Consider the following 24,229-nt stretch of genomic DNA (forward strand, 5'->3'; position numbering starts at 1 on the left):
TTGGATAAACTAGACATTTCTCTGATTTTATCGATAGCCAAAGCATATAATGACGAAGGGTACGCAAAATTCATTTGTCAGTTTCCTATGTCTTTCTATTTAGATCGAGTAAAGCGTATTAACTTTTCTGGCTATGAGAAGGTTTTGGATATTGGGTGTGGGTATGGACAATGGACATCCGTATTAGCCATGTATAACCAAAAAGTTATAGCCCTTGAATGCAATCAGAATCGTTTGTCAATCGCACAAGAGTTTATCAAAAACTGTGAAATTCAGAATGTAGATTTTGTCCTTGGAGATGCCATTTCTCTTCCATTAGATGATTTGGAGGTAGATGCCATTTTCTGCTATGGGGTGTTCATGTTCTTAGACAGACAGAAAGCACTAAAAGAATTCCATAGAGTTTTAAAGCCAGGTGGGAAGATCTATATTTGCACTAATGCTTTTGGTTGGTGGCTAAGAATGTGGCTGAAAAATATATTTGGCGATAAGAATCTCAGGTCTGCTGCCTATAGAGCCATGACACAAGGAAGAAAAAATGTAATACCAAACTCTACCAACAAGAAAGATGTTTTTAGACTTTTGAATTCTGATGATTGGGAGGATGTGTTAGTAGAATACGAGGGCCATTTATTTAATGAAATAGAAGCAAAACCTTTAAATTGCTATCAAGGAACATTCTTGAATTTTGATGCTGTAATTGAATTCACTTCTAAAAAAAAAGCAATTAAAACAATAGATGAGAAAGCAAATAGAGAACCTAAAATCTCGCCTAATAATGTTGTTAATATATTTAAAAATACTGTTTTAGAAACTTTAACAAAAACCAACTATGAATACATAACTCCTTTAACAAAATACCCTCAGCCTAAACCATCTCTTGATTTAGTCAATAACTGTTATGCAAGTATAATAGAAGTGAAAACTAGTTTATCTCTTTCACTAAATAGGTTAGAGCAACTTCAATGGCTTTATGCGAGAATAACTGAATCAAGTCAGTCTGACTTAGAAAAGTTCTATGCCTGCTTAACGTTTGCTCAGTTACACTTTTTTCATCACTTTGCTGGACAACCGATGCAGACTAATGGGGTTTCTGTACTAGATCCTATTGCTGGCATACTGCTTGGTTTTGGAAGATGTGGGACGGTTTCCCGTTTACTAGTTGACCTATTTCTTTGTAATGGATTTCAATCGAGGCTAGTGACTGCTGGTTGCCACACTTCATCTGAAGTTTTTTTAGGTGGAAAATGGGTTTTAGCAGATGCTAGTCTTTTCCCCCCTGGGATTTATCCTATGGATGATTCTGGTGATCCTGTAAGTTTGGAGCAAATAGCTGAATGTCCAGCATTAATTGACAAATGTCCTTCCTATATTAATTATCATCACGAGTACATAGATGCTTTCCTAAAAACTTATCCTGAAACTGATGGCATTATTGGAAAATATCTTAGAAATCCTCTACTTCCTTCTTCTGGTTATTTTGCAAAAGAATACTTCACTGGCGGTCGTGCTATTGGATTAATTGAGCGTCTTTCTAAAACTGGAAGCTTTCAAGAATGGAATGCTGATGTAAACTTTGGTTGGACAAGAAATTATGAAAAAGATGTTCTACAAGGACAGATACTAACAACTAGGCAAAGACCAAGCCAAGTTCAAGATATTTATCTTGTGGGAGAATACATAACATGGAATAAGTCATTTTCTGTTCAACATGATACAGAAATTGTGTATAGACTAATTGTTTCGGATACATCGCGAAAATGGGCTTACGATAGCATACCAATAGGTTTCAATTTGTCAGTCATTGGAGAAGTCATAAAGATACAAGATAATCACATTTCTATAAAAAATTTACTCTGTCTGGGCAGGTATTTAACTATCTATGCAGAGATAAATTCATGGCAAGAGGAAGATATATTTTATCTTCCATCTAAAGAGTTTGATTTAAGATCTCTAGTAAATTAGTCAAATAATATGCATCATAATGATTTTGAGCGTGAAGAGAGTTTGTATGAAGATGCTATTGCTGAAAGATACAATCGTGATTATCACAGCTATTTAATTATGCAAGCACATGATGAAGATTTTTCCCAGTTTGTGTCTCAAAACTACCATAAAGGAGATCGAGTACTAGATTTGGGATGTGGACCTGCATCTTTGTGGCATCTTTGGAAAAGGGCTTTACCTGATCCTTCCCAAATAGTTGGAGTCGATTTATCTGAGGGGATGATCAAAGAATGTGAAAAAATGTTTCCTGAAGATGATTTTAGAGTTGGTAGTGCATTAAAAATTCCAGCTGACTCAGGTAGCTTTGATTTAGTAATTGTCTCTAGTATATTGCATCATATTCCTGACGAATTTCTGCCAGATGCATTTAAAGAAATTAATAGAGTATTAGATGAGCATGGAGTTGTTGTTGGTCGTGAGCCAGTATCTAAAGGAAGATTAGGAGACGAACCCGGTTGGTTCTCGGGCGCAATTATGTCATTTAGACATTTAGTGTATAGACTCACTCATACTCGTGAATACCCAGAACCAGCAATTGGTGACTACCACCATGCTTACATCCCAACTGAATTTTTAAAATTGCTTAGTCATTCTTTTTCTCCAAAGGGAGTTATTCTAAAGCACCCTGTCAGCTCATATGTTCTTAGAAGTAATAACACTTTGGTCGCTAAAATTGCCCGTCTCTTAGATAATTCTATTGGCTTTGGGGGACATGAATTTTACTACTCAGCCTCAAAAAATTACTATGATTCTGGTGATGTCATGGACTGTATAGAGAAAGAGTTAAATACCATACTCGATCCAGATAAAAAAATAGAGTTTATGGCTTTATTACAAAAATCTGCTGAACTTCTTGAAAGAGAGCTAAATACTGAAAATGGCTAGTAATTCAGATGTTCATATGACAGAAACGGCAAATTGGATTGAAAAATTCCGCCAAAAATATGGGCAATCGCCACGCATATTGCATATAGGGAATATCGCGAACAATGCTTATAACAATGCTAAATTACTAAACAATGCAGGGCTAGATTGTGATGTAATCTGCTATGACTATTATCACACTATGGGTTGTCCAGAATGGGAAGATGCAGATTTCATAGGTTCTGTTAGAGATCAATTCTTCCCAAATTGGCACAGTTTGGAAATGAATAAATTCCAGCGCCCTCTTTGGTTTGCCCAAGGTCCAACAAAACTCTGCATTCGTTACCTATTAGCAAAGAGACAAAGTGGTTTAAAGAGTGCCAGATCTTTGTGGTTTCAGCTAGGGCTATATAGATTTTTTCGCACATGTTTAGTCGGCAACTATGTATACAAAAAACTTTTATCCTTAAAAAAGATCAAAGACTCATATACACAGCCTGTCCTAGGAGCATATAGCTATGCAAAATATCAATTAAAGCGTTGTTTTATTAATAAATACACGCGCCCTTATCTTAGAAAATATTTCCCCAAACTAAAAACCTCTAAAGATTTACCAGAATCTACTAAATCTTTATTTGAAGAACGAGTAGAAGAAATCATCCAAAGATTTAAAGTCAATTTCTCTGAACGTAGCGATCAACTATTAGCGACAGATTTAATTCCTTACAACTCTATAATACCTTTATGGAGCCAGCTCTTTGATCAATATGACATTATCCAAGCATATTCTACAGATCCGATTTTGCCATTACTCGCAGGCAAAAAATACTTTGCTTTTGAGCATGGAACATTAAGAGATATTCCTTTTTATCCAAACACGCAGGGTAGAATTACGGCAATTTCTTATAGTGAAGCACAGCATGTCTTTGTCACAAATTCTGATTGCTTAGAAAATGCGCATTACTTAGCTGGGGAAAGGGTTTCTTACATAAATCATCCGTATGACGAAAGCCATGGTGATGCTATAAGTGGCTCAGAAGATTTACGTAGACGCTTATGTAAAGAACTTGATGCTGACTTTCTTTTCTTTTTCCCGACTCGACAGGACTGGGTGGTTGGCACTGGCTATGCAGACAAAAGTAACGACATTTTTTTGAGAGCCTTCTGCCAATTGCGCCAATCAGGATATAAAGTTGGCATGGTTTGCTGTCGATGGGGTAAAAATGTTCAAGAAAGTATTCATTTGTTGAAAGACAACCAATGTGATAAATATGTGCTTTGGCAAGAGCCTATGGGAACAGTACAGTTTGAGAGGACAGTAAAAGCTTGTGACGTAGTTGTCGATCAGTTTAAGCTTGGGTCTTTTGGTGGAATAATGTTTAAGGCTATGGCAGTTGGTACAGTAATTTGTACTTACTTAAATGAAGCCGAAATTTTGAATCAGTATCAAGAGTTACCACCAATAATTAATTGCCAAACAGAGGTGCAAATCGTTCAAGCTGTTCAAGAACTTATCAATCACCCTGAAAATATTAATCGCTTATCACTCTCTGCTAAGCAGTGGATTGACAAGTACCATAGCTCTAGTCTGACAGTACAAACTCAGTTACAGCAATATAAGTTGTTACTTATGCCTGATTAAATCCCCACATTTTCTTCTGTCATCAATTATTGCAAAAATCAAATAATTACATATTTATGAGAAACGAAGTTTTACCGAATTTAACAATTCCTGCAAATCTTGACAAATTTGATTTTCGTTGTTTCCAAAAAGAAATGGAGCAAGTGATTGAAGGTGTTTTTATTACAGATGAATACTGGTATCCAGTTATCAAAGGTGTTCCTTGCTTTTTAAAAGATGTGCTTAGACCAAACTTTACTTGGTTTCAAGAAAAATATAATTTGGCAAAGCTTGCCGAATCCTCAATATCAGAATTTGAAAGCGAACAGTTACTCACAAATACAACTTTCTCAGATAAGTGGAACAAGTTTCGTAATTATGGTTTAGAGCAAACTCACCAAGAATTTCTTTACGCTTGGTACTGCAAAAAATTTGGCGTTTCGACGACTGAGGAACTTGTAAGATTTTATCGCCAATTTAAGACGGTTCTAGAAATTGGACCCGGCTCAGGATTTAACACGAGATTTATTGCAGAAACGCTAGCTGATAATAATGAAGCAAAAGTCTTTGCTTTAGACATTTCTGATGCAGCATTTACAACCTTTGAAAATACTAAGCATCTTGCAAATTGCCATGTTGTCCAAGCAGATCTAATGTCTATGCCATTTGCTGACTGCTCATTTGATTTCATTATTGCTGATGGTGTTTTACATCACACACCCGACACGAAAAAGGCTTTGTTTGCAGTTTATAAGAAACTCAAACCAAATGGACAGATGTTCTTTTATGTTTATAAGCAGATGGGTGCAGCAAGGCAGTTTTGCGATCGCTACATTCGTGAGCATTTTACACATCTAGAGCCAGATGAATGCTACAAAGCCTGTGAGGGACTTACAGAGTTAGGCAGAGAGCTTAGTCATCTCAATGCCAAAATCACCCTTGAGAAAGATATTCCAGTATTGGGTATACCAGCAGGAACCCATGATGTCCAACGGCTTTTCTACTACAATTTTGTTAAATGTTTTTGGAATGATGCTTTCGATTTTGAAACGAATAATATGGTTAACTTTGATTGGTATCATCCCCATAATGCTTGGCAACATACAGAAACAGAAGTAGCAGGTTGGCTACAAGAGCTAGGTGTAAGCGATTACAAGTTTAATGATGCAAACCCAAATGGTATCTCTGTCCTCCTAACTAAGCCCTCGCTGTGAAAAGATTATTTTGGTTTGGTTATGATTTTTTGTCTTATGTTTTTTTGGGTATAGGCTTATTACTATTTCCATTGAGGTGGCTAGTTAAGTTTATTTCTATAAGAACTCAGCCTACTGATCTAAGATTAAACAGCCTCTGGACAGGCACACCAATTATTACATTGGCAGTTAAAGCAAAAGCAGAAGCTCTCTTAGGAGTTAATGCAAAATCATTGGTCTATGATACTTATTTTATTACTAGTGACTTTGACTACAATTTGAGTGGTTGGACAACTATTCCTTTGGTAGGTAAATTAACCTCTTTATTTGTTTTTATTTGGGTTTGCCTATGGGCTGACCGTATCCATATGTACATGGATCGAGGCGTTTTACTTGGTAGTAAACCTTTACAGTCAAGTTTTAAGGAATTATTAGTTTACAAAAAATTAGGTATTTCGTTTTTTTTCTGGACTTATGGTGCAGATGTACGGAGCCGTCAAACTACAGAAAAACTAGGACATCCAAATTGCTGTACGGAATGTCCTGCCATTGGAAAAGCCTGTATTTGTGATGAGTATAGCCGTAAAATTCGTATAAATAAACTCACACATTATGCGAGATGTGTATTTTCTATGGGCGATATGATGGAGTACACAGTAGGAAGTCGCAACGATCTATTTTTTTGGCCATTGGATCTATATGGCGCGAAGTCTGCAAAGTATAAAGCTATATATCCAACTAGTGATCGCACAAAACCTGTACGCATTGTCCACGCTCCTAACCATCGGGCCTTTAAAGGAACACATTACCTAATCGAAGCTGTAGAAAGACTAATTGCTAAAGGTACACAGATAGAACTAGTTCTAGTCGAAAAAGTTGCTAATGAAAAGGCTCTTGAGATGTATAGATCTGCTGATATCATATTTGACCAATGCTTAATAGGATTTCATGGCTACTTTGCATTAGAAGGTATGGCAATGGGAAAGCCTGTGATGTGTTATATCCGCAAGCCACAAGAATATCTGCTGAACCATGAAGAATGCCCAATTATAAATACTCATATTGATACACTAGAGCAAGATATTGAAGAACTTGTAAATAATCGCGATCGCTTAAGAGAGATTGGAATTAAAAGCCGCCAATATATTGAAAAATATTTCACATTGGAAGCATTTGCCGATAGGCTAAAAAATGCTTACCAAGATTTAGGAGTTACTATATGAAAGTCTTAATCATCGGATCAGGTGGCTTTTTAGGAAAAAATTTGCTCAATTATTTTCTAGCGCAAAATATTGACGTTATAGGTTGTAGTTCTGCTCAAAGTAATGGTGGCATATGTGCAGATACAGGTTTGCTCTCTAGTCAATTTTCTATTCCACCAGATACGCATACAGTCATTTATCTTTCCCAATCCCCATACTATCGACAAGTCCCAGAAATGGCAGAGCATTTACTAAATGTAAATGTAGTTAGTGCAGTTAAAGTTGCTGAATTAGCCCGTAGAGCAAAAGTTAAGCATTTCATTTACACATCCACAGGAAATGTTTATGCCCCAAGTTTTGAACCACTCACCGAAGATGCCCCAATTAATCGGAATAACTGGTATGCATTGAGCAAAATACATGCGGAGGAATCATTATCCTTATTTCGCAATGACTTTGATGTGACAATTATGCGATTGTTTGGTGTGTATGGGACAGGTCAAACTGACAAATTAATCCCTAACTTATTCAATACTGTCTTACAAAGAAGAAAGGTTTTTGTTGATCGTAATTCTATTGATACAAACGATATAGATGGATTGCGAATATCACTAATTAATGTAGTAGATCTTGTCAAAATTTTTCTGCAATGTATAACTTCTTCAAACTTAAAGAGCTATTTACTAAATATTAGTAGTCATGAAGTTGTTAGTATTCGTCATATCACTACATTAATTAGTCAAGCTCTCGATCTTCCAGTTGATATAGAGATTAGTGACAAATATCAACAATCTAGTTTAATAGCAAATATTCAGTTGTTACAAGCAACTTTTAATCCAGTTTTTACACCTATAGAAAAAGGAATCCAAAATATGGCTGTTCAATATAAAGTGCTAAAGTAAGATTAATAAAAACAATGAAAGTTCTTCATTTACCTACTTATACTGGTGGACAGGCTTGGGGACTCGCACAAGGGGAAAGATCTCTCGGATTAGATAGCAAAGTTTTAGTAAGAAATAATGAATGGCTTGGATATTCCTGTGATATTGACTTGGGATTAGATAAAATGTCTTCTCCATTCACTAAATTTGCTAAGCTAACAAAGACTTTTTTTCAAATTAGAAATAAATATGATGTATTCCATTTCAACTTTGGCTCATCTTTATTTCATTCACCTAAGGACTATCTTAATCATTTAGAACTGCCATTTTATCCTAAACAAGCTAAGCTTTTTGCAACTTATAATGGCTGTGATATTCGCCAGAAATATATCACGATGCAACGTACTTCAATAGCAGCCTGTCATAATTCTACTTGTTACAATGGGCAGTGTAATTCTGGCAAGTTAGATGAGTTACGGCTTAAAGGCATTACAAAGATGCAAAAGTATGTACAGCATATTTGGGCAGTAAATCCAGACTTACTGTATTTCTTACCGCCTCATATGTCTTCTTTTCTTCCCTATTCCATTAGTCTAGATGGAATAGCTGTAAACCTTCCAAAACTTGAGCGTAAAAAAATAAAAATTATTCATGCTCCAACTAATCGTGCTGCAAAAGGGAGTGACTATATATTTACAGCGATCGCAAAGTTAGAAAAAACCCATGCTGAATACTTTGATTTTAAGGTAATTGAAAATATTCCTCACGCACAAGCCTTACAACTTTATCAAGACGCAGATCTAGTTATAGATCAGATCTTGATTGGTTGGTATGGAGGATTTGCTGTAGAAGTAATGGCAATGGGTAAACCTGTGATCGCAAGAATAGCTACTGAAGATCTACATTTTTTACCACTACAAATGGCTAAGGAAGTTCAAGAATCAGTTATTAATGCCGATCCTATCTCTATCTTTACAGTTTTAAAACAGTGTATTGAAGATCGCAAACTACTCCAAGATTATGCCAATACTGCAATTGAATACGCTCGCAAATGGCATCATCCGCAGCATGTTGCTAGTCTAACAAAAGAAAAATACGAATCATATTTCTAAACAGCTAGATAGAACTAAAGCTTATGCTGCTTGCAGCAGCGGCACAAGCTTTAGTTCTATGTACTTAATTCTCTAACGATCGCTTTTCCAATTTCTAAAGAAGAAGTAGCCGCAGGAGATGGTGCATTACAAACATGAATAGATTTTTGATCTTTAATAATTAAAAAATCCTCAACTAACTGTCCATTAGGCTTAAGTGCTTGGGCGCGAACTCCTGCGTGTGTTGGCACTAAATCATCCGATATCACTTCAGGAATCAATTGCTGAAGACTACGCACAAATGCATCTTTACTGAAAGAACGAATGATCTCTTGAATACCATCTTTAGAATACTTAGAGGCTAATTTCCAAAAACCAGGATAGGAAAAAATTTCAGCAGCATCTCGCATATCAAAATCTGTTTTGTGGTATCCCTCTCGCTTGAGACTAAGAACAGCATTTGGTCCAGCATGAACACTACCATCAATCATTTTGGTAAAGTGAACTCCCAAAAACGGGAAATTAGGATTAGGGACAGGATAAATCAGAGTCTTTACTAAATACCTTTTTTCAGGCTTTAACTCATAATATTCTCCACGAAATGGAATAATTTGTATTTGTGGATCAACATTTCCAAGCTTTGCAAGGTGATCGCTTTGAAGACCACCACAATTAATTAGCATTCGAGTTGCGAAAATTCCTTGACTTGTATCTATTTCTTTTCCTTCAGAAATATCTTTAATCTGAGTCACATGTGCCTTCAGCAAAAGTTCCCCACCATCATCTCTAATCATATCCACTAACTTTTGACATACTTGGCGATAGCTGACAATTCCTGTGGAAAAGACTCTTAATCCTGCGATACAACTTACATGCGGTTCAACTTCTTTGACTTCTTCAGCACTAATTTTTTCCACCTTAAGTCCATTAGCTAATCCACGTTGATAAAGATCTTCAAGTAGAGATAACTCTTGTGGCTTAGTTGCAACAATTACTTTCCCGCATATTTCGTGACTGATATTATATTTATTACAGAATTCTGTCATGGAAATATTCCCCTCACGGCAGAATTTTGCTTTAAAGCTACCTGGCTTGTAATAAATACCAGAATGGATCACACCACTATTGTTACTGGTTTGGTGGAAAGCCCATTGACTCTCTTTATCTAGGATTAATAGTTTTGCTCTAGGATAACTCTGGAGTAAATTCCTTGCTGTTGCAAGTCCAACAATTCCACCGCCAATAACTATGAAGTCATACATACTATATATTCGTAAAGGTGATCTATATCAATTATTCCTAATTTTTGATCCTACATTGAGTAGGTGATCTCGACAAAAATATTTATCGTGAAAAAATGAGGATTCTAGAGATCCTATTCTCAATAGTATATTCTTATTGACTATAGCAATCCTAAATAGGTTGTGAGAGTGCGCCCCTTCGGGGCGCACTCTCACAACACTCAAAATCTTACAACTCATTTAGGAGCGCTATATCCTATATCAATTCAAATACCCACCAGTTTCAAATTCAAAAAGCTGTAAATAATACAGACATAAATAACTAAGGAGTGAAAATTCAATAACCTGTGCAAATAAACCCAAAACATTTTTGGGTTTTATTAAATTTCTGACCCTAAACACCTATTAAGCATTTGTAATATACTCAGTAATATATTGCTAGACCAATACTGATCAAACTTATGGTTGTGCAAACTCTAGCTCGTCGAAAATCTATTGAAGAATACCTTGACGCAGAAGAAACTGCTGAGCAGCGCAGCGAGTATCGTAATGGAGAAATAATCGCAATGGCTGGCGGTTCAATTAACCACAATCGCATCATTCGCAATTTCAGTAGATTGCTAGAACCTCCAGACTATGAAGTTTTTATCAGAGACTTACGCTTGTGGATTCCTGCTTATAACGAATATACCTATCCAGATATTTTGCTAATCAAGGGTGAGCCAATCTTTCAAGAAAACCGTATAGATACGGTGATTAATCCCAGTATCATTATCGAAGTTTTATCTAAATCCACCAGCAATCGCGATCGCGGTGACAAGTTTGCATTTTATCGATCAATTCATGAGTTTCAAGAATATATTTTAGTTGATCAATATCGAGTTCACATCGAACAGTTTCGAAAAAATGACGATGGTAACTGGTTACTGAGCGAGTCTGAAGATCAAAATGGGATTCTGGCTTTAGCAGATGGGCTTTGCCAAATTTCCCACCGTGACATCTACGCAAAAGTCAAATTTGATCAGGTATAAAAGTTCTTAGCTCAAAATATGGCAAAGGCGATCGCAGAAATTTATTTGACTCAAACAAGCCTAGACAAGTGATCGTAGAAAACATCAAAGGTTTACTGTTCCCAATCTTGGCTAGTGTCACATATAAAATTTTCTGTCACAATATCTTCAAATTTATAGGGACAACTTTCTGGAAAAGCGCGTAAGGGTAAGTTTGTTTCTCGGAGTGCCAAATCAATACCTGATTCAAATCCATCTGCCAACGCCTCGACAATACGAGATTTTAAACTGGGATTGCGATGAAAATGTCGGTTAATCGCTCGGCGCTGTTCTCGAATTGTCAAGAACCAACTACGCGATCGCCGATCTGGTTGATATTCCCACTTAAGCAAGTGTCCCAACAAAACACCAAGATGACTAACTAACTCGCGATACTCCTGTCTACCCAAGGCTTGAACTTCCTCCAGTAAATTTTGCCAGTCTAGGGCTGATACTTCGTGACGGGCTAGTGCTTGTTCTTGCCACTGCACCCAACCGTAAAAATCTTGATCGTATAGTTTGCTCATATAAAGTAAAGCAATGTTGAAACAAGATAATTCTAACAAATTCCCGAAGGTTTTCTGCTCAGAATATGACATAGACGATCGCTGATATTTACTTGTCTTACAGACTTTAGACTAACGGTACAATTCCCAAAATCCGAAGAAGCTCCCCAGCTTTTGGGTGTTTCGGGTTTATTTCTATAGCTTTGTGCCATGCAGCGATCGCCTCTTCAAGCTCTCCTAACAAGGCAAAGACTTGTCCTGCTAAGACATAAAAATCGGCATTAGAGGAATACAGCGCGATCGCCCGTTGGTTTTGGGAAATAGCTTCCATGAGATCGCCTGATATATAAGACTGAATGGCTTCGCGATGATGACAGAGAGCCAAATCATGCAGACAAATTAATGGGGCAAGATCGACACCACAACGATGACAGCTAGTAGATGCGATCGAACGAGAATCTTCGTTAATTCTTGATGGACGGTAAATAGCTCGACAAACAGGGCATTTCATTGGGTTTAATATTAATTTCAAGCCTAAATCTGTAAGGTTGCGTCCCTGCGAGAGGCAACCTTACAGATTTAGTTAGGATTCTTTGGTGGTGGAGTAGTAGAGAAAATCAGATAGTTCTTCTTGAAGTTGAGCGATCAATACTGTTTCTTCTTGAGCGATCGCCTCTTCTAGGCGATCGAGCAGATCTTGCAATTCATCCGCTTGCTCATCTTCGAGGGTATCGATGAGCTTTTGTCCCTGCTCAACCAGTTTTGCTAACTCAGGATCGAGTTCAGTAAATATCTCATCATCATCTTCAATCTCATCATCATCTTCCACAAATAGAGAATCTAAATAATGCTTGGCTTGATTGAGAGCTTGACTAGAAAGCTTCTGCACACCTGTGGCGCTTTCCACAACTAGCTTAGCTTGCTGCCCCTTGCCTTTCTCGGTTGTAGTGACTGTGAGTATGCCATTGAGGTCGAAGTCAAAATGGACTTCGATCTTAATGCTCCCAGCCGCCCCACGGGGAATATCTTCGATTTTATAGGAACCCAGTGGCACATTTTCCTCAGCCATTTGATTTTCGCCTTGAAAGACATCGATCTTAACCACAGATTGATTGTCAGAGGTCGTGGAGTAAACTTGGGAACGGGAGACAGGGACAACACTGTTGCGCGGAATAATCACGCTAAAAAATCCTGGCATCATCCCCATGGGTGTCATTACTACTGCCGAAATGCCTAGAGAGTGAGGGATTACATCCACCAAAATCGCTTCTACATCCTCGCCCACCAGCACTCCTGCTTGTATCGCTGCGCCTAAGGCAACACAGAGATCGGGCTGAATACCATCCACAGGTTTTTGATTTAGGTGTGCATCCACCATCTGTTGCACGAGTGGAACGCGGGTAGAGCCACCAACTAAAATGACACGATCCAGATCACTAGGGACTAAATTAGCATCTGCAAGCGCTCGATCGATCGCTTCTAAAGTCTCATTTACTAATGGTCGAATCAGATCTTCAAAATCAGAACGGGCTACTTCAGTTTCTAGATGCAGTGCTGTCTTGCCCTTAGTTCCCAAAAAAGCTTCCCTAACTGGAGCGAAGGCGTGGGAACTAAGCTCCATCTTAATTTCTTCGGCAGCCTGTAACAGTCTCGCTTGAGTGGATGGCTCATCAGGAACATTCACTCCATGTGTCTTCAGGAATATATCTGTTAAGTGTAGTTGCAGCCTACGGTCAAAATCATCTCCCCCTAAACGGTTGTTGCCGTGACTTGCCAGCACTTCTGTGACTGAGCCTGTAATCTCAACCACCGACACGTCAAACGTACCGCCGCCTAGGTCATATACTAGAACGCGTTCGGTTTCTTCCGATCGCACGTCGTAGGCTAGCACGGCGGCAGTGGGTTCATTAATGATTTGCAGTACCTCAAAGCCTGCAATCTCCCCAGCCGTTTTGGTTGCTTGCCTCTGAGCATCCGTGAAATAGGCAGGAACAGTAATCACTGCTTTGGTCACTTCTTCCCCTAAAGCATTTTCAGCGCGTTGCTTCAGCGATCGCAAAATTATTGCCGAGATTTCATGGGGTAAATAGTCTTTTGTATCTTCAGATTCAGAGCCGCCTATACGCAATGTTGTCTTGTGGTCAGTTCCCATCCAACGCTTGATCGATCGCACGGTACGTTCGGGCGCAGCAGCATACTGTCTTAGGGCTTCGCGTCCCACCAAAAGTTTGCCCGTATCGCTAAATCCCACACAGGATGGCAACATCAGATTGCCATCTGTGTCGGGTAATATCCTCGCTTGTCCATTCTCGACGATCGCTACTTCTGAATTCGTAGTTCCCAAATCAATGCCGACGGTTCTGCCCATTATCTGTACCTCTTAATGTTTGTTTTTAATGGAATTGGGTTGTGGGCGCGGAGCCGCCCACAACCCAATTCTTTACTTTGCTGCTACGATTACTTGTGCTTCTCGCAGGACTTGCTCTCCCCACATATACCCTCTCACCACTTCTTGAATGACGGTGTTTTCAGGGAATTCTGTCGTTACCTGACGACCAACCGCATACATGGTTTTCGCATCGAAAGACTTGCCAAGGGCGGGGATCGGCAATACTTGGCGTTGGCGTAACACATCAAGCAGCGATCGCCGAATTAGTTCGCCTCCCTGCTGATCGCTGACTAAAATCTCACGAATTGAGGATGAAGATAAGCTTTTGCCAGAATCTGGAGTCTTGCCTATCAACTTTTGCCATAAAGATTGAGGGTGATTTGCCGAATTCGTTTGAGCGAGATCTAGATCTGCAATCTGTGCTTGCCAATGGTTACAAGCTCGATCAAGCGCATCTACGACCCCAATCAAATCGCGCCATAGCGCTTTGCGATCAGCTTGAGACAATTCTTGCTGTTGAGCGATCGCTAGCTGTTGTTGCAGAGATGCTTTGTCTGACTGGATCTCGGTCAATGCTGCTTGGAGTATATTAGATGCCCCTTGAAAAAGTTTTCCTTGCTGCTTTACCTCCTGTCGCAGGGCAATCCATTCGGCTACCATTTGATATGGGTCAAATTCTGTCACTGATTCGGGAGGCTCTCCTAAATACTCAGGTAATGGTGGTGGAGTCTCGATAACCGTGAGAAATTTTTCAAATAGTGCTTGTTTATCGATCATGCTTGACTGACTGTTTATTATAAATTTTGTGTGATACTGCAAGGGATTGGTAATTGGGGATTGGTAATTGGTTACCCATCACCCATTACCCATCACCCAATTCAAAAGGTTTCTCGAATTAATTCGTCTAAACTTATTTCTAAGCGATCGCGTACCCTTTGCCTCAAACCTTCTAAATCATTAGGATTGAGTGTTGCTTCCAACGGACGAACCATAAAAAAGAAATCATCAACTGGCGATGTTTTGCCTTTACGAATAGCTTCGTAAGCTGAACGAATAGCTTTAAATTCCTCAGGGTGACTGTGGGCTGGGAATTCTTTTAATTTGGTATGGTACGCTGCTTTAATTTCAACGGGAGTAGCGGTGGGAGAAACGCCAAGGCGATCGTGGGAGGAAGTCATAGCTAAATTTTTACGGGTTGGGGAGTTTATCATCCAAACCCGTAATATGCCCCTGCGGGGCATATTACGGGTTTGGGAATTCTGTACACCTTATCTACGGCGGCGCTTTGAAGTCTTTTTATAACTAAGGGAAATACCTTTGAGCGGATCGTCGTCATCATCATCAAAGTCACCAAAGTCAGGCATATTATTCATCATCATTTTCTTCATTTCTGGGAGCATTCTTTTTAACTCATTTGGAGGAACTTTATCTCCAAACATGTTGCGAATCATCGCATCTAGCATATCGCCAAAATCCTCCATATCGAGATTGTCGAAACTTTCAGGTGATGGGAAAGACTGCTGTACTTCCTGAGAACTAAGGTAAGCATCTTCTTCTCGGAATGCTTGTAACGCTCTAGCATCTTGCAAACGCCGCGCAATCTCAAATCCTTGTTGCCGCAACTCCTCATATTTTTGAGGATTACCATCGTAAGTTGTGGCTTTGGCTAGCAGCAGAAGTGGATTTTGAGGTTCTCGATTTAGGGCTTCTTCTAGCATGGAGCGTAAAACTGTATTCTGCATAAAATCCGCATAGCGCCGCAATTGTAGCTGAATTAGGGCTAGAGCATTACTTGGTTGCGGTGTTGTACTGAGATAATTTTGGAAAGGAATTTGCAGCTTTTTGAGATCCCGCTCTTTGAGCGAGAGGATCACCAGATGCGCTTCTCTGGCGGCAGGTTGTTCAGCCCCTAGATCAAACAGCTTGAGCATATATTGGGTGACCAGCGCTGCAATCCCCTTCTCGCGCTTGGCAAAAAGTTGAATGCACAGCGCGATCGCTTGCAATGTTGGTACTTGGTCTTTAGACGATAGCCTTTGCAAAAGAGCATCCCATCTTTGCGTGGCTTGTGTTTGGTTGAGGATAATCTTATCGCCTGCTTTCGTTTCTCCTTGAGCCGCCTCCACAAAAATCTGACAGGCACGGATGGCTGGGTCGAGATCGCTGGCATCCTTGACCAAACGGCTAAAAAATTGATAGCTACGGGTAGACAGAGCGTCAACCCAAGGCAGCATTTCCACTTCTGTTTCAGGGCTGAGATCGCCAAAATTCTTGCCAAAACGGCGACGGATCTCGAACGCAGTTTCGGATTTACCCAAATCTTTCCAAGTGCTAATCAATGCGCTATAAACTTCAAGAGAGCGACATCCTTCCTCTAACGCTTCAGTGAGCATTTGAGTAGCCTTGTCAAAATTCTTCTCGGACAATTCAACTAGTCCATACCGCCCTTTGACTTCAGGAGATTCTCGCCAAATCCGTTCGGCAGTTTGAAGCGCTCCTAGAGCCGTTCGCGATCGCCCCATCGCCATCCAAGTATCGGCTAGTCGGCAATGGGCATAAGCTAGCGTGGTTTTACGACGAGCTTCTGACCAGTCTTGGGGATGCTGCTTAATTTCTTGTTCTAGCCATCTGATTAGCTTAGTGATTAACTGCTGTAGCTCTTGGTAATCTTCATTGAGATCTAGCACCTTCATCAGATTAAGAGCTAGTTGTGGTTGAAAGGGCTGCTCTCGATATACTAACTGCCAAAATGTGCAAGCACAATCTATTTCCCCTTGAACCATTGACTGTTGTCCAGCCATTGTTAATAGGGTGGGGCGTAGGGCTGCTAACTCTGGGAATTGCTTAGAACGGCGATCAATATTTAGTAATGCATGGGCTGCATTGTGCGGATCATCTGCGTCAATCAGTTCAAGCATCGTCAAAGCGTTTGCTATCTCCATGAGAGCTTGATCGTTTTGATTCAAGGACATACTTTTTATGGAAGGTTGTCCAGTTTTACACTTTTGCCAGAGGGCTAACCGCGTTAACATCGGATGATAGGCATAGGTTGGTTTCCCAAATAAAGATCCACCCATGGCGAACCCTCCCAATAAAATTTGTCCTTGCAGTTTCAGTTTTTTCGCGGCGGATTCCCAATTCTGCATAATCTGGAGTGTGTAAACTTGCCAGATATCTTGGTGATCGCTAGCTGTTAGAGGGGCTTTTAGTTTTTCAAATGACGATAATGCTGCTTCAGACTGCCCAGATTTCAATGCTAAAACACCACGAATCCATTGCTGCTGAGCGACAAAAAACCGTTTAGACTTTTTGCTTAGCAACTGTTCGACTGTTGCGGTGTCGCCTTTCAAGAATAGGAGTTTGGCATAGCAAATGCTGTACTGATTGGGTAAACTCCCATTGTCGAAAGCATTGCCAATTAAGGCGATCGCTTTGTCAAGCTGATCTCTCGCAAGCAAACATTTAGCGAGCCAATAATGCGTTTCTCCCACTATCCCCAATTGCAAAGCACGCTGCAATGAGGTTTCGGCTTTTTTAAATTCTCCCTTATGAAATTCTTCTTTGCCAATAAGTAACCAAACTTCCGCCTCGGAAGGAGTAATTTTTAAGTCAGGTTGAGATTTTTGAGCCTTCTGTATCTTTTCTAAAGCTTGACGAAACTTTTTTTGCTTCAGCAGCGATTGAAGTTGTATCTGCAAACCATCCTGAGGCGAGGACTTTTCTGTTGTCGGAACTGGTTGTTTAGCCACAGACATTTCTCCAAACGAACAATCTCATAAAGAATCAATTTTTGTGACAAGGCAAAGCCGTGCCACAAAAATTGATTCTTTATTCATGCCCAAGAATACTTCAATGCTTTCTCAAAATCAAACGTTTTAAATAGGTAAGGCATAGACGACTCGAAGCGCTGTCTATGCCTTACCTATTTAAAATGTGACTTCGGGGATATCGGCGATATTGCTAGGTATTGGGCTGGTTAACAGATCTCCCCGATCGCAGCGATCGCGAAACTCACAGTAAACACACTCAGAGCTATCAACTGCTAATTTTGGATAGTCTTGAGCTTGGGCAATCTGCCCCAGAATATGCTGTAATTTTTTTTCGGTTTGATCATGCTCTACCTGCGAGTAGGAAATGATTACTGATTCGGCGGTATTGGCAAACCAATAGGTCATTGATAACTGCTCAGGCGCATAGTTAGTTGTTTGAGCTAGTAGATATAGATAAAGTCGGGTTTGCCAATTGTTTTTTAATTTTTCCGCAGCGATCGCCACTTGATGGGTTTTCCAATCGAGGATTTGGGCTTGGCGATCGCCCAAAATCAGAAAGTCATAAATTGCAGTCAAGACAAAATACCCTTGACCATAATCACTATTCTGACTATGATGCTGCGACCTTTCGATTTGCCTTTCTAAGGTGCGTCGATGCTCGCAGAGGCGATCGCCAGCAATCATTTCTGGAGGCTGATGCTCAAAGGCATCTAGCCACGATTTCAACTTCGGATCACTACTGGCAAGTACTGCCACATCTAGCCCTAGTTCTTTTTGCTGCATTAGCAAGTGAAAATTAGATCCTAGAAGCAAATTTTTTTTGATCTTAGGATCAGCTTCAGGTAAACTCAATTCCTCTAGAAAGCTATATTGATATTTACGCCGACAAATTTCCCAAATATTGAGATGTCCCTGTGAAATTGAAGTAATTGGCGAAATAGCTGTCATTGCAGATTTGCGTTCTTGTAGTACCATATCGTCAAACGATCGCCATCATCCATGAATACACCCAGATGACTGCACCCGTCATTCCTAACTCTAATTCTTCGATGCGCCGATTTCTAAAAATCGTCAACCTGCGTCCAGACGAAGCTGAACGCACATTTTTGATGTTTTTATTTTACGGTGCAACCTCGATTGGAGCAGTATGGCTTGAGTATTCTAGTTCTACCTTGTTCCTTCAAGCCTACACAGCCGAAAATCTGACTTGGGTATACATTGCCACCGCTTTTGTGGTGACAGCTTTAGGTGTGTTTTATTCATGGCTGCAAAAAATATTTCCTTTGCGTTGGGTGATGCTAGGCATATCCTGCTTGCTGGCTCTGCCACTGCCTTTGGCATGGATGGGACTCATGCAAGAAGGCAAATCATTTATGTACATGGCGGCAGTTTTCGGGATTCGCCTGTGGGTTGAGGGGATTTATGTACTGAGCAATATTAATAATGATATTGCAGCCAACCAGTTGTTTAATATTCGGGAAATTAAACGAGCTTTTCCCTTAATTAGCACAGGGATTATCGTTGCGGAAATAGTAGCGGGTTTTTCCTATCCATTGTTGGTAAGTTGGGGTGGGGCAACGAATATGACCCTTGCCACTTGCTTGATGTTAGCGATCGGTTCTTGCGTACTGTTTTATCTGAGTACCCGCTATAAACAAGCTTTTCCTAACTCTGTCTATAACAGTGAAGAAGATCGCGAGATTTCTACTCGTACTCTCAAAGGCAACATCCGCAAGTATGTTTGGCTTTTGTTTGGCTTCTTTATTGCTGCTCAAATTTTATTTTTTATGATTGAGTTTCAGTATCAGTCACAACTGGAAATTCATCTAAAAACTGAAGAGGCGATCGGCAGCTTTCTGGGGATTTTTGGCGGAATTATGGGGGTATTTAAGCTTGCCCTTCAGCTTTTTGGCTCTAGTCGAATTATTGAACGAATTGGGGTGTTTTTTGCGGTACTGATGCCACCCATAGGCATCATCATTACAGGCACGATCGCAGGATTTGCTCCATTTGGTTTATTAGTAGGTTTTGTAGTTCTAAAATTCTTTGATGAATTATTTCGGTTTACCATTGTTGCGGCTACAGCACCCACACTCTTTCAGGCTGTACCAGATCTGTTTCGCAGTCAGATCCAATCTTTGGTGCGGGGTATTGCTGATCCCCTAGCCACAGGCGGTGCAGGAGTCTTGATCTGGGTTGTAAGTGAAATTTTTAGGCTTAACAATATTAGTGATGCTATTTCTTCTCAGTGGTTTGCAGGAGTAATCGTCTTGGTTGCGATTATCTGGGTAATAGTTATTTGGTTATTGCGACGGGGGTATTTAGAGCTTTTGATTCAGAGTGTGGAGCGGGGGCAATTGAGCTTGTTAACTGTCGATACTCGCGAAGTTCGTCGGGCGGTGTCGGAGTCGATGACTAGAGCCGAAACCCAAACTGAGCAATCGGTCTGTATTGACCTATTGACGCAAATTGTGCCGCAAGCTGTAGGTGAAACTCTTGCGCCGATGTTGTCGCAGATGACACCAGACTTACAAGCTCAAAGCATTGCCGCCATGTTGGAAAATCCTGAGCCTAGGTATTTGTCTTACATTCGTGAAGTGATGCAGTCTCCTAACGCATCGCCGCAGGTACAAGCTCTATGTCTGCGCTACGTGTTGATCGCCGATGAAAAAAATCGTGATATTGATGGATTACGCAAGTATTTAGGCCCAGAACAAAATCCAATTATTCGGGGTACGGCAGTGGCTTTGATGATGAGACTGGGGGCTTCGTCACAGGTTGCGGAAGCAACTAATACTTTGCGGCATATGATTACCAGTTCATCACAACCTGAGCGGGTGTTAGGTTGTCGAGCTTTGGCTGAAGCCGCCTTTATGCAGTCTCTGCGTTTTTATGTACCGCAATTATTGCAAGATCCATCCATTGAGGTTCGTTGTGCCTTGCTCAGGGCGATCGCCGCCACTCGTGCTAGTGAATATTTCCCATCGATTATTCGGGGGTTGCATTACAAAGCAACGCGCAAGGCGGCTTATGAGGCTTTAGTAACCCTTGGTGATGACGCGATTCCCTCTTTGCTAGAACTATCCTTTAGCGATCGCAGTCCTGACACTGTCCGCATACTTGCATGGGATATTTTGGGTGAAATAGGCTCTCAGGCTTCCATTGCAGTGCTAGCCAATAATTTGTCTAAATCTTGGGGTAAGCATCGACGACAAATTTTGCGTACCCTCATACGCATACCCCAAGAGCAAGGTATTGAAGCGATCCTTGAACTGATCGGGCGTAGTGGTATCGAGAAAATGGTGGTGCAAGAGCTTGGGGTAATGACTGAGGCTTGGGCAGGTGTAGTCGATCTGTCGGTGGATCAAGTCTCCACCACAGAGACTGGTCTATTGATCGATTCGTTGCAAAATGAAGCGATCGGTAGTTTGGAACGAATTTTCTTGATGATGAAATTACTTTATTCAGCATCAGCAATTCAGGCGGCAGCTTTTAATATTCTGTCTGACTCCAAGAGCAGTCTGGCTCGCGGCATGGAAATCTTAGACAATACCGTTGACTTAAGCGTTAAACAAATTATTTTGTCAGTGGTTGACAATCGCTCGATCGCTGATAAATTAAGCGTGCTTGGGAACATTCATCCTTATGAGCCTTTGTCACCATCTAAACGGTTACAACAACTTGTGGATTTGCGCTATTGCCTATCAGATTGGACGTTAGCTTGCTGTTTTCATGTGGCGCGGACACAACATTGGAGCGTGCCTGCGGAGTCTATGTTGAAATGTCTAGAACATCCCACAGGATTTGTGAGGGAGGCAGTTATTTCTTATTTGCAAGTTGCTTCGCCGCGATCGCTGCTTAAAGTTCTGCCACGGCTGCTTAAGGATCGCGATTCTTTGGTGCTTGCCCAAGCAAGGGCTATTTCCTACTACTTTCAAAATAATGGCAAAAATATCCTAAATCTAAGTGATAATTTGCATGACAGTAATGATATAGATACTGAGATAAAAGCCAGAATGGGCGGCAAACCAAATGGGTATGGGGAGTCTTAGGCCATGTTAACCAGTATTGATCGATTGCTATTGGTGCGCGGAGTTCCAATTTTCAAGGAATTGCGCGATGACTTCTTGGTGCGCCTTGCTTCGATCATGAACGAGGTGTCCTATCCATCTGGCAAAATGATCTTTGCAGAAGGTCAGGAAGGCCGATCGCTATATATAGTAGTTGCTGGTCGGGTGCGGGTGCACTCGAAGGATCAGGAACTAGCCCTGTTAGAGAAAGGTAGTTGTTTTGGGGAAATGTCGCTATTTGATGCAGAACCGCGATCGGCTTCGGTAACGGCAATTTCTGGTTGTGATTGTCTGGTGCTAACGCAGCAACAGTTATATGAAGCGATCGATGAGACTCCCGATATTGCTGTCAATATTATTCGTTTACTATCTCGCCGCATTCGTAGCCAAAACGTAAAACTTAATGAGTTAAAAGCGGCTACGACATTACCAACACCGCATTAGCGGTGCGGTGCTTTGCCTCGCACTGCTAATGCAGTGCTATTGTGCAGACCCTTACAGCAATTACCGATCAAACGAACTACAAGAAAAAATTTGAAAGCGTTGCTTCGCAACGCTTTCAAATTTTTTCTTGGTTTGGGTTTGAGCGCAAAGCGCTGTAAGGTTGCGCCCCTGCGGGGCGCAACCTTAAGGGTTTTAAAAACGCAAAATGGCTACGCCATTTTGTATTTTGGTATTACCCATAGGGGCGGGGATAGGGTTTTAACATTGGTGAAGCTCGATAGACTGGAAAAATTTGGACAGCTTGACCGCTCCGTTTAATGGGAATATCCGCAATTTTTTCTAAAGATTGAAAGTAACCTGCATATTTATCTAAGGGTTGGGGAAATCTTTCATCTTTTAGAAATTGCTCTGAAGTGATGTAAAGCGAAGTCTTACCGACAAAATCTTCAGCTTTGCTCCAATAGGCAAATCCACGCAAATCTTCATCAAAACAGGTGACTTTCTTGCCCAGTGGTTCGATCGCCATGCCCACTTGCCCTGCCACAAAGAAATTATTACTAAATACAAAATCAGATTTTGCTAATTCTGCTTTTAGCATCGGTGAATCAACAAAGGCTTGGCGTAACTGCTCAATGTCAATCATTTGTGTGGAAGGATCATCTTTGGCTTCCCAGAAACCACCTGCGATCGCTGCATCCCCACCTTTCTGCGCGATCCCTAAATGCACATGCAGTAATCCAATTAGCAACAGTGGCAAAATCACTACCCCCGATCCCCAAAGCCAATTGCGAATAAATTTGGGACGCTTTAACTGCACTTGAGCAGCCCGTTCGCCTAGTAAAAGTGTTGCCCCAAAAAATCCTGGCATATGCCATGAGGGCAAGATTTGGATAAATCCGCCCATGAAAGTAAATCCAAAGAAAATTGGTGCTGATACGCAGAGGATTAGCAATCTTTTGGTACGCAGGATATCTTCGGCGATCGCTAATTCATGGCTATTTTCATCAGTCTTGTCTTGTTTTGTAGGAACTTTTACCAACTCCCCCAATGTCCGAAAACTTGTCCACCATAGGGGAAACCCAAACGTAGGAAACAGATAACCCAGCGCTAATAGAATGGTTACCAACAATCGCTCTAGGTTATATCCCTGCGAAGGCACAGCCCGTCCACTCTGAAAGCGAAATGAGGCAAATTCATGTTGGTAATTCCAGATCAGCACGGGAGAAATGACGATCGCAAATAAAGCGATCGCGGCTAAAGTCCAGACTGAGAACAATGCTACGCGATGGCGACGGCTGAGCAAGCAAAATAGTACTAATCCGCCACCGAGAAGCACTCCATGATATTTACCTAGAAATGCTAAACCAACTAATAAACCAATAATGGCAAGGCGGTAAGTCGGTTTGTAATCATGAACTTGATTAGCAACTTGATCGGACGGAAAAAATTCTGTGGCGGCAACCCATAAACAAGCTGCCCAGAAAAACATCAAGGCATTATCAGGCAGAGTGAGAATCCCAAAGGCAATCTGGAAAATCGGAATTGTGGTCAAAATCGCCAGAGTTAAAGTGGCTGTGCGATCTCCAAACAGTTTGCGACTAGCCAAATAGGAAAAAATTAGTGTCCCTGTATAAAGTAAAACGCCCCCAATTCGTAAGGTTAAAGGCGTAACTGCACCCGTTAGCCAGATCCCAATTCCTGCGGTGAAAGCCACTAGGGGGGGATGATCGAAATAACTTAGGTTGAGATTTTGGGTATATAGGTAATAGTAAGCTTCGTCAAAGCCGATGTTGAGATAGATCGCGCATACAGCCCTAAACAGGAAACCCCACAATAATATGGCGATCGCCCACTTATGAATTTTCACTCTAGATTCCTTTGTTTAATATACAAATAATTTT

General features: G+C 40.7%; 19 protein-coding genes. 10 read left to right on the forward strand and 9 right to left on the reverse strand.

Features of this window, described 5'->3' with window-relative positions; translation table 11 throughout:
- The 7 genes from VB775_RS16745 to VB775_RS16775 are packed head-to-tail and all read left to right on the forward strand — an operon-like array spanning position 1 to position 8,880.
- Positions 1–1,965 carry a class I SAM-dependent methyltransferase gene (locus tag VB775_RS16745; RefSeq protein WP_281009075.1) on the forward strand — a complete coding sequence of 655 codons (1,965 nt, stop codon included), beginning with the start codon at positions 1–3 and terminating at the stop codon, positions 1,963–1,965.
- A 9-nt stretch (positions 1,966–1,974) separates the two neighbouring features.
- Positions 1,975–2,892 (forward strand): class I SAM-dependent methyltransferase, encoded by a 918-nt coding sequence (locus VB775_RS16750; protein WP_281009076.1) that lies wholly within the window; start codon positions 1,975–1,977, stop codon positions 2,890–2,892.
- A gap of 16 nt (positions 2,893–2,908) precedes the next feature.
- Positions 2,909–4,513, forward strand: a complete 1,605-nt coding sequence (locus VB775_RS16755; protein WP_323216889.1) for a glycosyltransferase — start codon at positions 2,909–2,911, stop codon at positions 4,511–4,513.
- A 56-nt stretch (positions 4,514–4,569) separates the two neighbouring features.
- A complete protein-coding gene (locus VB775_RS16760; RefSeq protein ID WP_281009078.1) occupies positions 4,570–5,706 on the forward strand; it encodes a class I SAM-dependent methyltransferase in 1,137 nt (378 codons plus the stop codon).
- On the forward strand, positions 5,703–6,908 hold the full coding sequence (locus tag VB775_RS16765; protein WP_281009079.1) for a hypothetical protein: 1,206 nt from the start codon (positions 5,703–5,705) through the stop codon (positions 6,906–6,908). Before VB775_RS16760 ends, VB775_RS16765 begins: the two co-directional genes overlap by 4 nt.
- The gene (locus VB775_RS16770; RefSeq protein WP_281009080.1) at positions 6,905–7,789 is read left to right on the forward strand and encodes an NAD-dependent epimerase/dehydratase family protein; all 885 of its coding nucleotides are present in this window, start codon (positions 6,905–6,907) and stop codon (positions 7,787–7,789) included. The genes VB775_RS16765 and VB775_RS16770 overlap by 4 nt, the downstream gene beginning before the upstream one ends.
- Before the next feature lie 14 nt (positions 7,790–7,803).
- Complete coding sequence (locus VB775_RS16775) at positions 7,804–8,880, forward strand: glycosyltransferase (RefSeq protein WP_281009081.1); 1,077 nt, start codon at positions 7,804–7,806, stop codon at positions 8,878–8,880.
- A gap of 56 nt (positions 8,881–8,936) precedes the next feature.
- Here VB775_RS16775 and lhgO read toward each other — a convergent pair whose 3' ends face one another.
- The gene (gene lhgO, locus VB775_RS16780) at positions 8,937–10,121 is read right to left on the reverse strand and encodes an L-2-hydroxyglutarate oxidase (protein ID WP_281009082.1); all 1,185 of its coding nucleotides are present in this window, start codon (positions 10,119–10,121) and stop codon (positions 8,937–8,939) included.
- Positions 10,122–10,561: 440 nt separating this feature from the next.
- On the opposite strand from lhgO, the gene VB775_RS16785 reads away from it, so the two are divergent.
- Positions 10,562–11,131: a Uma2 family endonuclease gene (locus VB775_RS16785; protein WP_281009083.1), complete on the forward strand. Its 570-nt coding sequence runs from the start codon at positions 10,562–10,564 to the stop codon at positions 11,129–11,131.
- A 92-nt stretch (positions 11,132–11,223) separates the two neighbouring features.
- Here the strand turns inward: VB775_RS16785 and VB775_RS16790 are convergent, their stop codons facing one another.
- The 7 genes from VB775_RS16790 to VB775_RS16820 form a co-directional block, all read right to left on the reverse strand.
- Positions 11,224–11,676, reverse strand: a complete 453-nt coding sequence (locus VB775_RS16790) for a DUF29 domain-containing protein (RefSeq protein ID WP_407072979.1) — start codon at positions 11,674–11,676, stop codon at positions 11,224–11,226.
- 106 nt (positions 11,677–11,782) lie between these two features.
- The gene (locus tag VB775_RS16795) at positions 11,783–12,166 is read right to left on the reverse strand and encodes a tetratricopeptide repeat protein (protein ID WP_281009085.1); all 384 of its coding nucleotides are present in this window, start codon (positions 12,164–12,166) and stop codon (positions 11,783–11,785) included.
- 72 nt (positions 12,167–12,238) lie between these two features.
- Positions 12,239–14,023 carry an Hsp70 family protein gene (locus VB775_RS16800; RefSeq protein WP_281009086.1) on the reverse strand — a complete coding sequence of 595 codons (1,785 nt, stop codon included), beginning with the start codon at positions 14,021–14,023 and terminating at the stop codon, positions 12,239–12,241.
- 72 nt (positions 14,024–14,095) lie between these two features.
- A complete protein-coding gene (grpE, locus tag VB775_RS16805) occupies positions 14,096–14,821 on the reverse strand; it encodes a nucleotide exchange factor GrpE (protein ID WP_281009087.1) in 726 nt (241 codons plus the stop codon).
- 101 nt (positions 14,822–14,922) lie between these two features.
- Positions 14,923–15,222: a molecular chaperone DnaJ gene (locus VB775_RS16810; RefSeq protein ID WP_281009088.1), complete on the reverse strand. Its 300-nt coding sequence runs from the start codon at positions 15,220–15,222 to the stop codon at positions 14,923–14,925.
- Between the two features lie 90 nt (positions 15,223–15,312).
- Positions 15,313–17,799: a tetratricopeptide repeat protein gene (locus tag VB775_RS16815; RefSeq protein WP_407072950.1), complete on the reverse strand. Its 2,487-nt coding sequence runs from the start codon at positions 17,797–17,799 to the stop codon at positions 15,313–15,315.
- A 171-nt stretch (positions 17,800–17,970) separates the two neighbouring features.
- Complete coding sequence (locus VB775_RS16820) at positions 17,971–18,762, reverse strand: PD-(D/E)XK nuclease family protein (protein WP_281009090.1); 792 nt, start codon at positions 18,760–18,762, stop codon at positions 17,971–17,973.
- On the opposite strand from VB775_RS16820, the gene VB775_RS16825 reads away from it, so the two are divergent.
- Together VB775_RS16825 and VB775_RS16830 are read left to right on the forward strand one after the other, a co-directional pair.
- The gene (locus VB775_RS16825) at positions 18,762–21,866 is read left to right on the forward strand and encodes a hypothetical protein (protein ID WP_281009091.1); all 3,105 of its coding nucleotides are present in this window, start codon (positions 18,762–18,764) and stop codon (positions 21,864–21,866) included. The two genes, VB775_RS16820 and VB775_RS16825, sit on opposite strands and share 1 nt — an antisense overlap.
- A gap of 3 nt (positions 21,867–21,869) precedes the next feature.
- Positions 21,870–22,328: a Crp/Fnr family transcriptional regulator gene (locus tag VB775_RS16830; RefSeq protein ID WP_281009092.1), complete on the forward strand. Its 459-nt coding sequence runs from the start codon at positions 21,870–21,872 to the stop codon at positions 22,326–22,328.
- A gap of 232 nt (positions 22,329–22,560) precedes the next feature.
- Here VB775_RS16830 and VB775_RS16835 read toward each other — a convergent pair whose 3' ends face one another.
- Positions 22,561–24,195: an ArnT family glycosyltransferase gene (locus tag VB775_RS16835; protein ID WP_281009093.1), complete on the reverse strand. Its 1,635-nt coding sequence runs from the start codon at positions 24,193–24,195 to the stop codon at positions 22,561–22,563.
- Positions 24,196–24,229: the final 34 nt, after the last annotated feature.

It is taken from the genome of Pseudanabaena sp. CCNP1317, assembly GCF_034931345.1.
In the GTDB taxonomy this organism is placed as follows: domain Bacteria; phylum Cyanobacteriota; class Cyanobacteriia; order Pseudanabaenales; family Pseudanabaenaceae; genus Pseudanabaena; species Pseudanabaena galeata.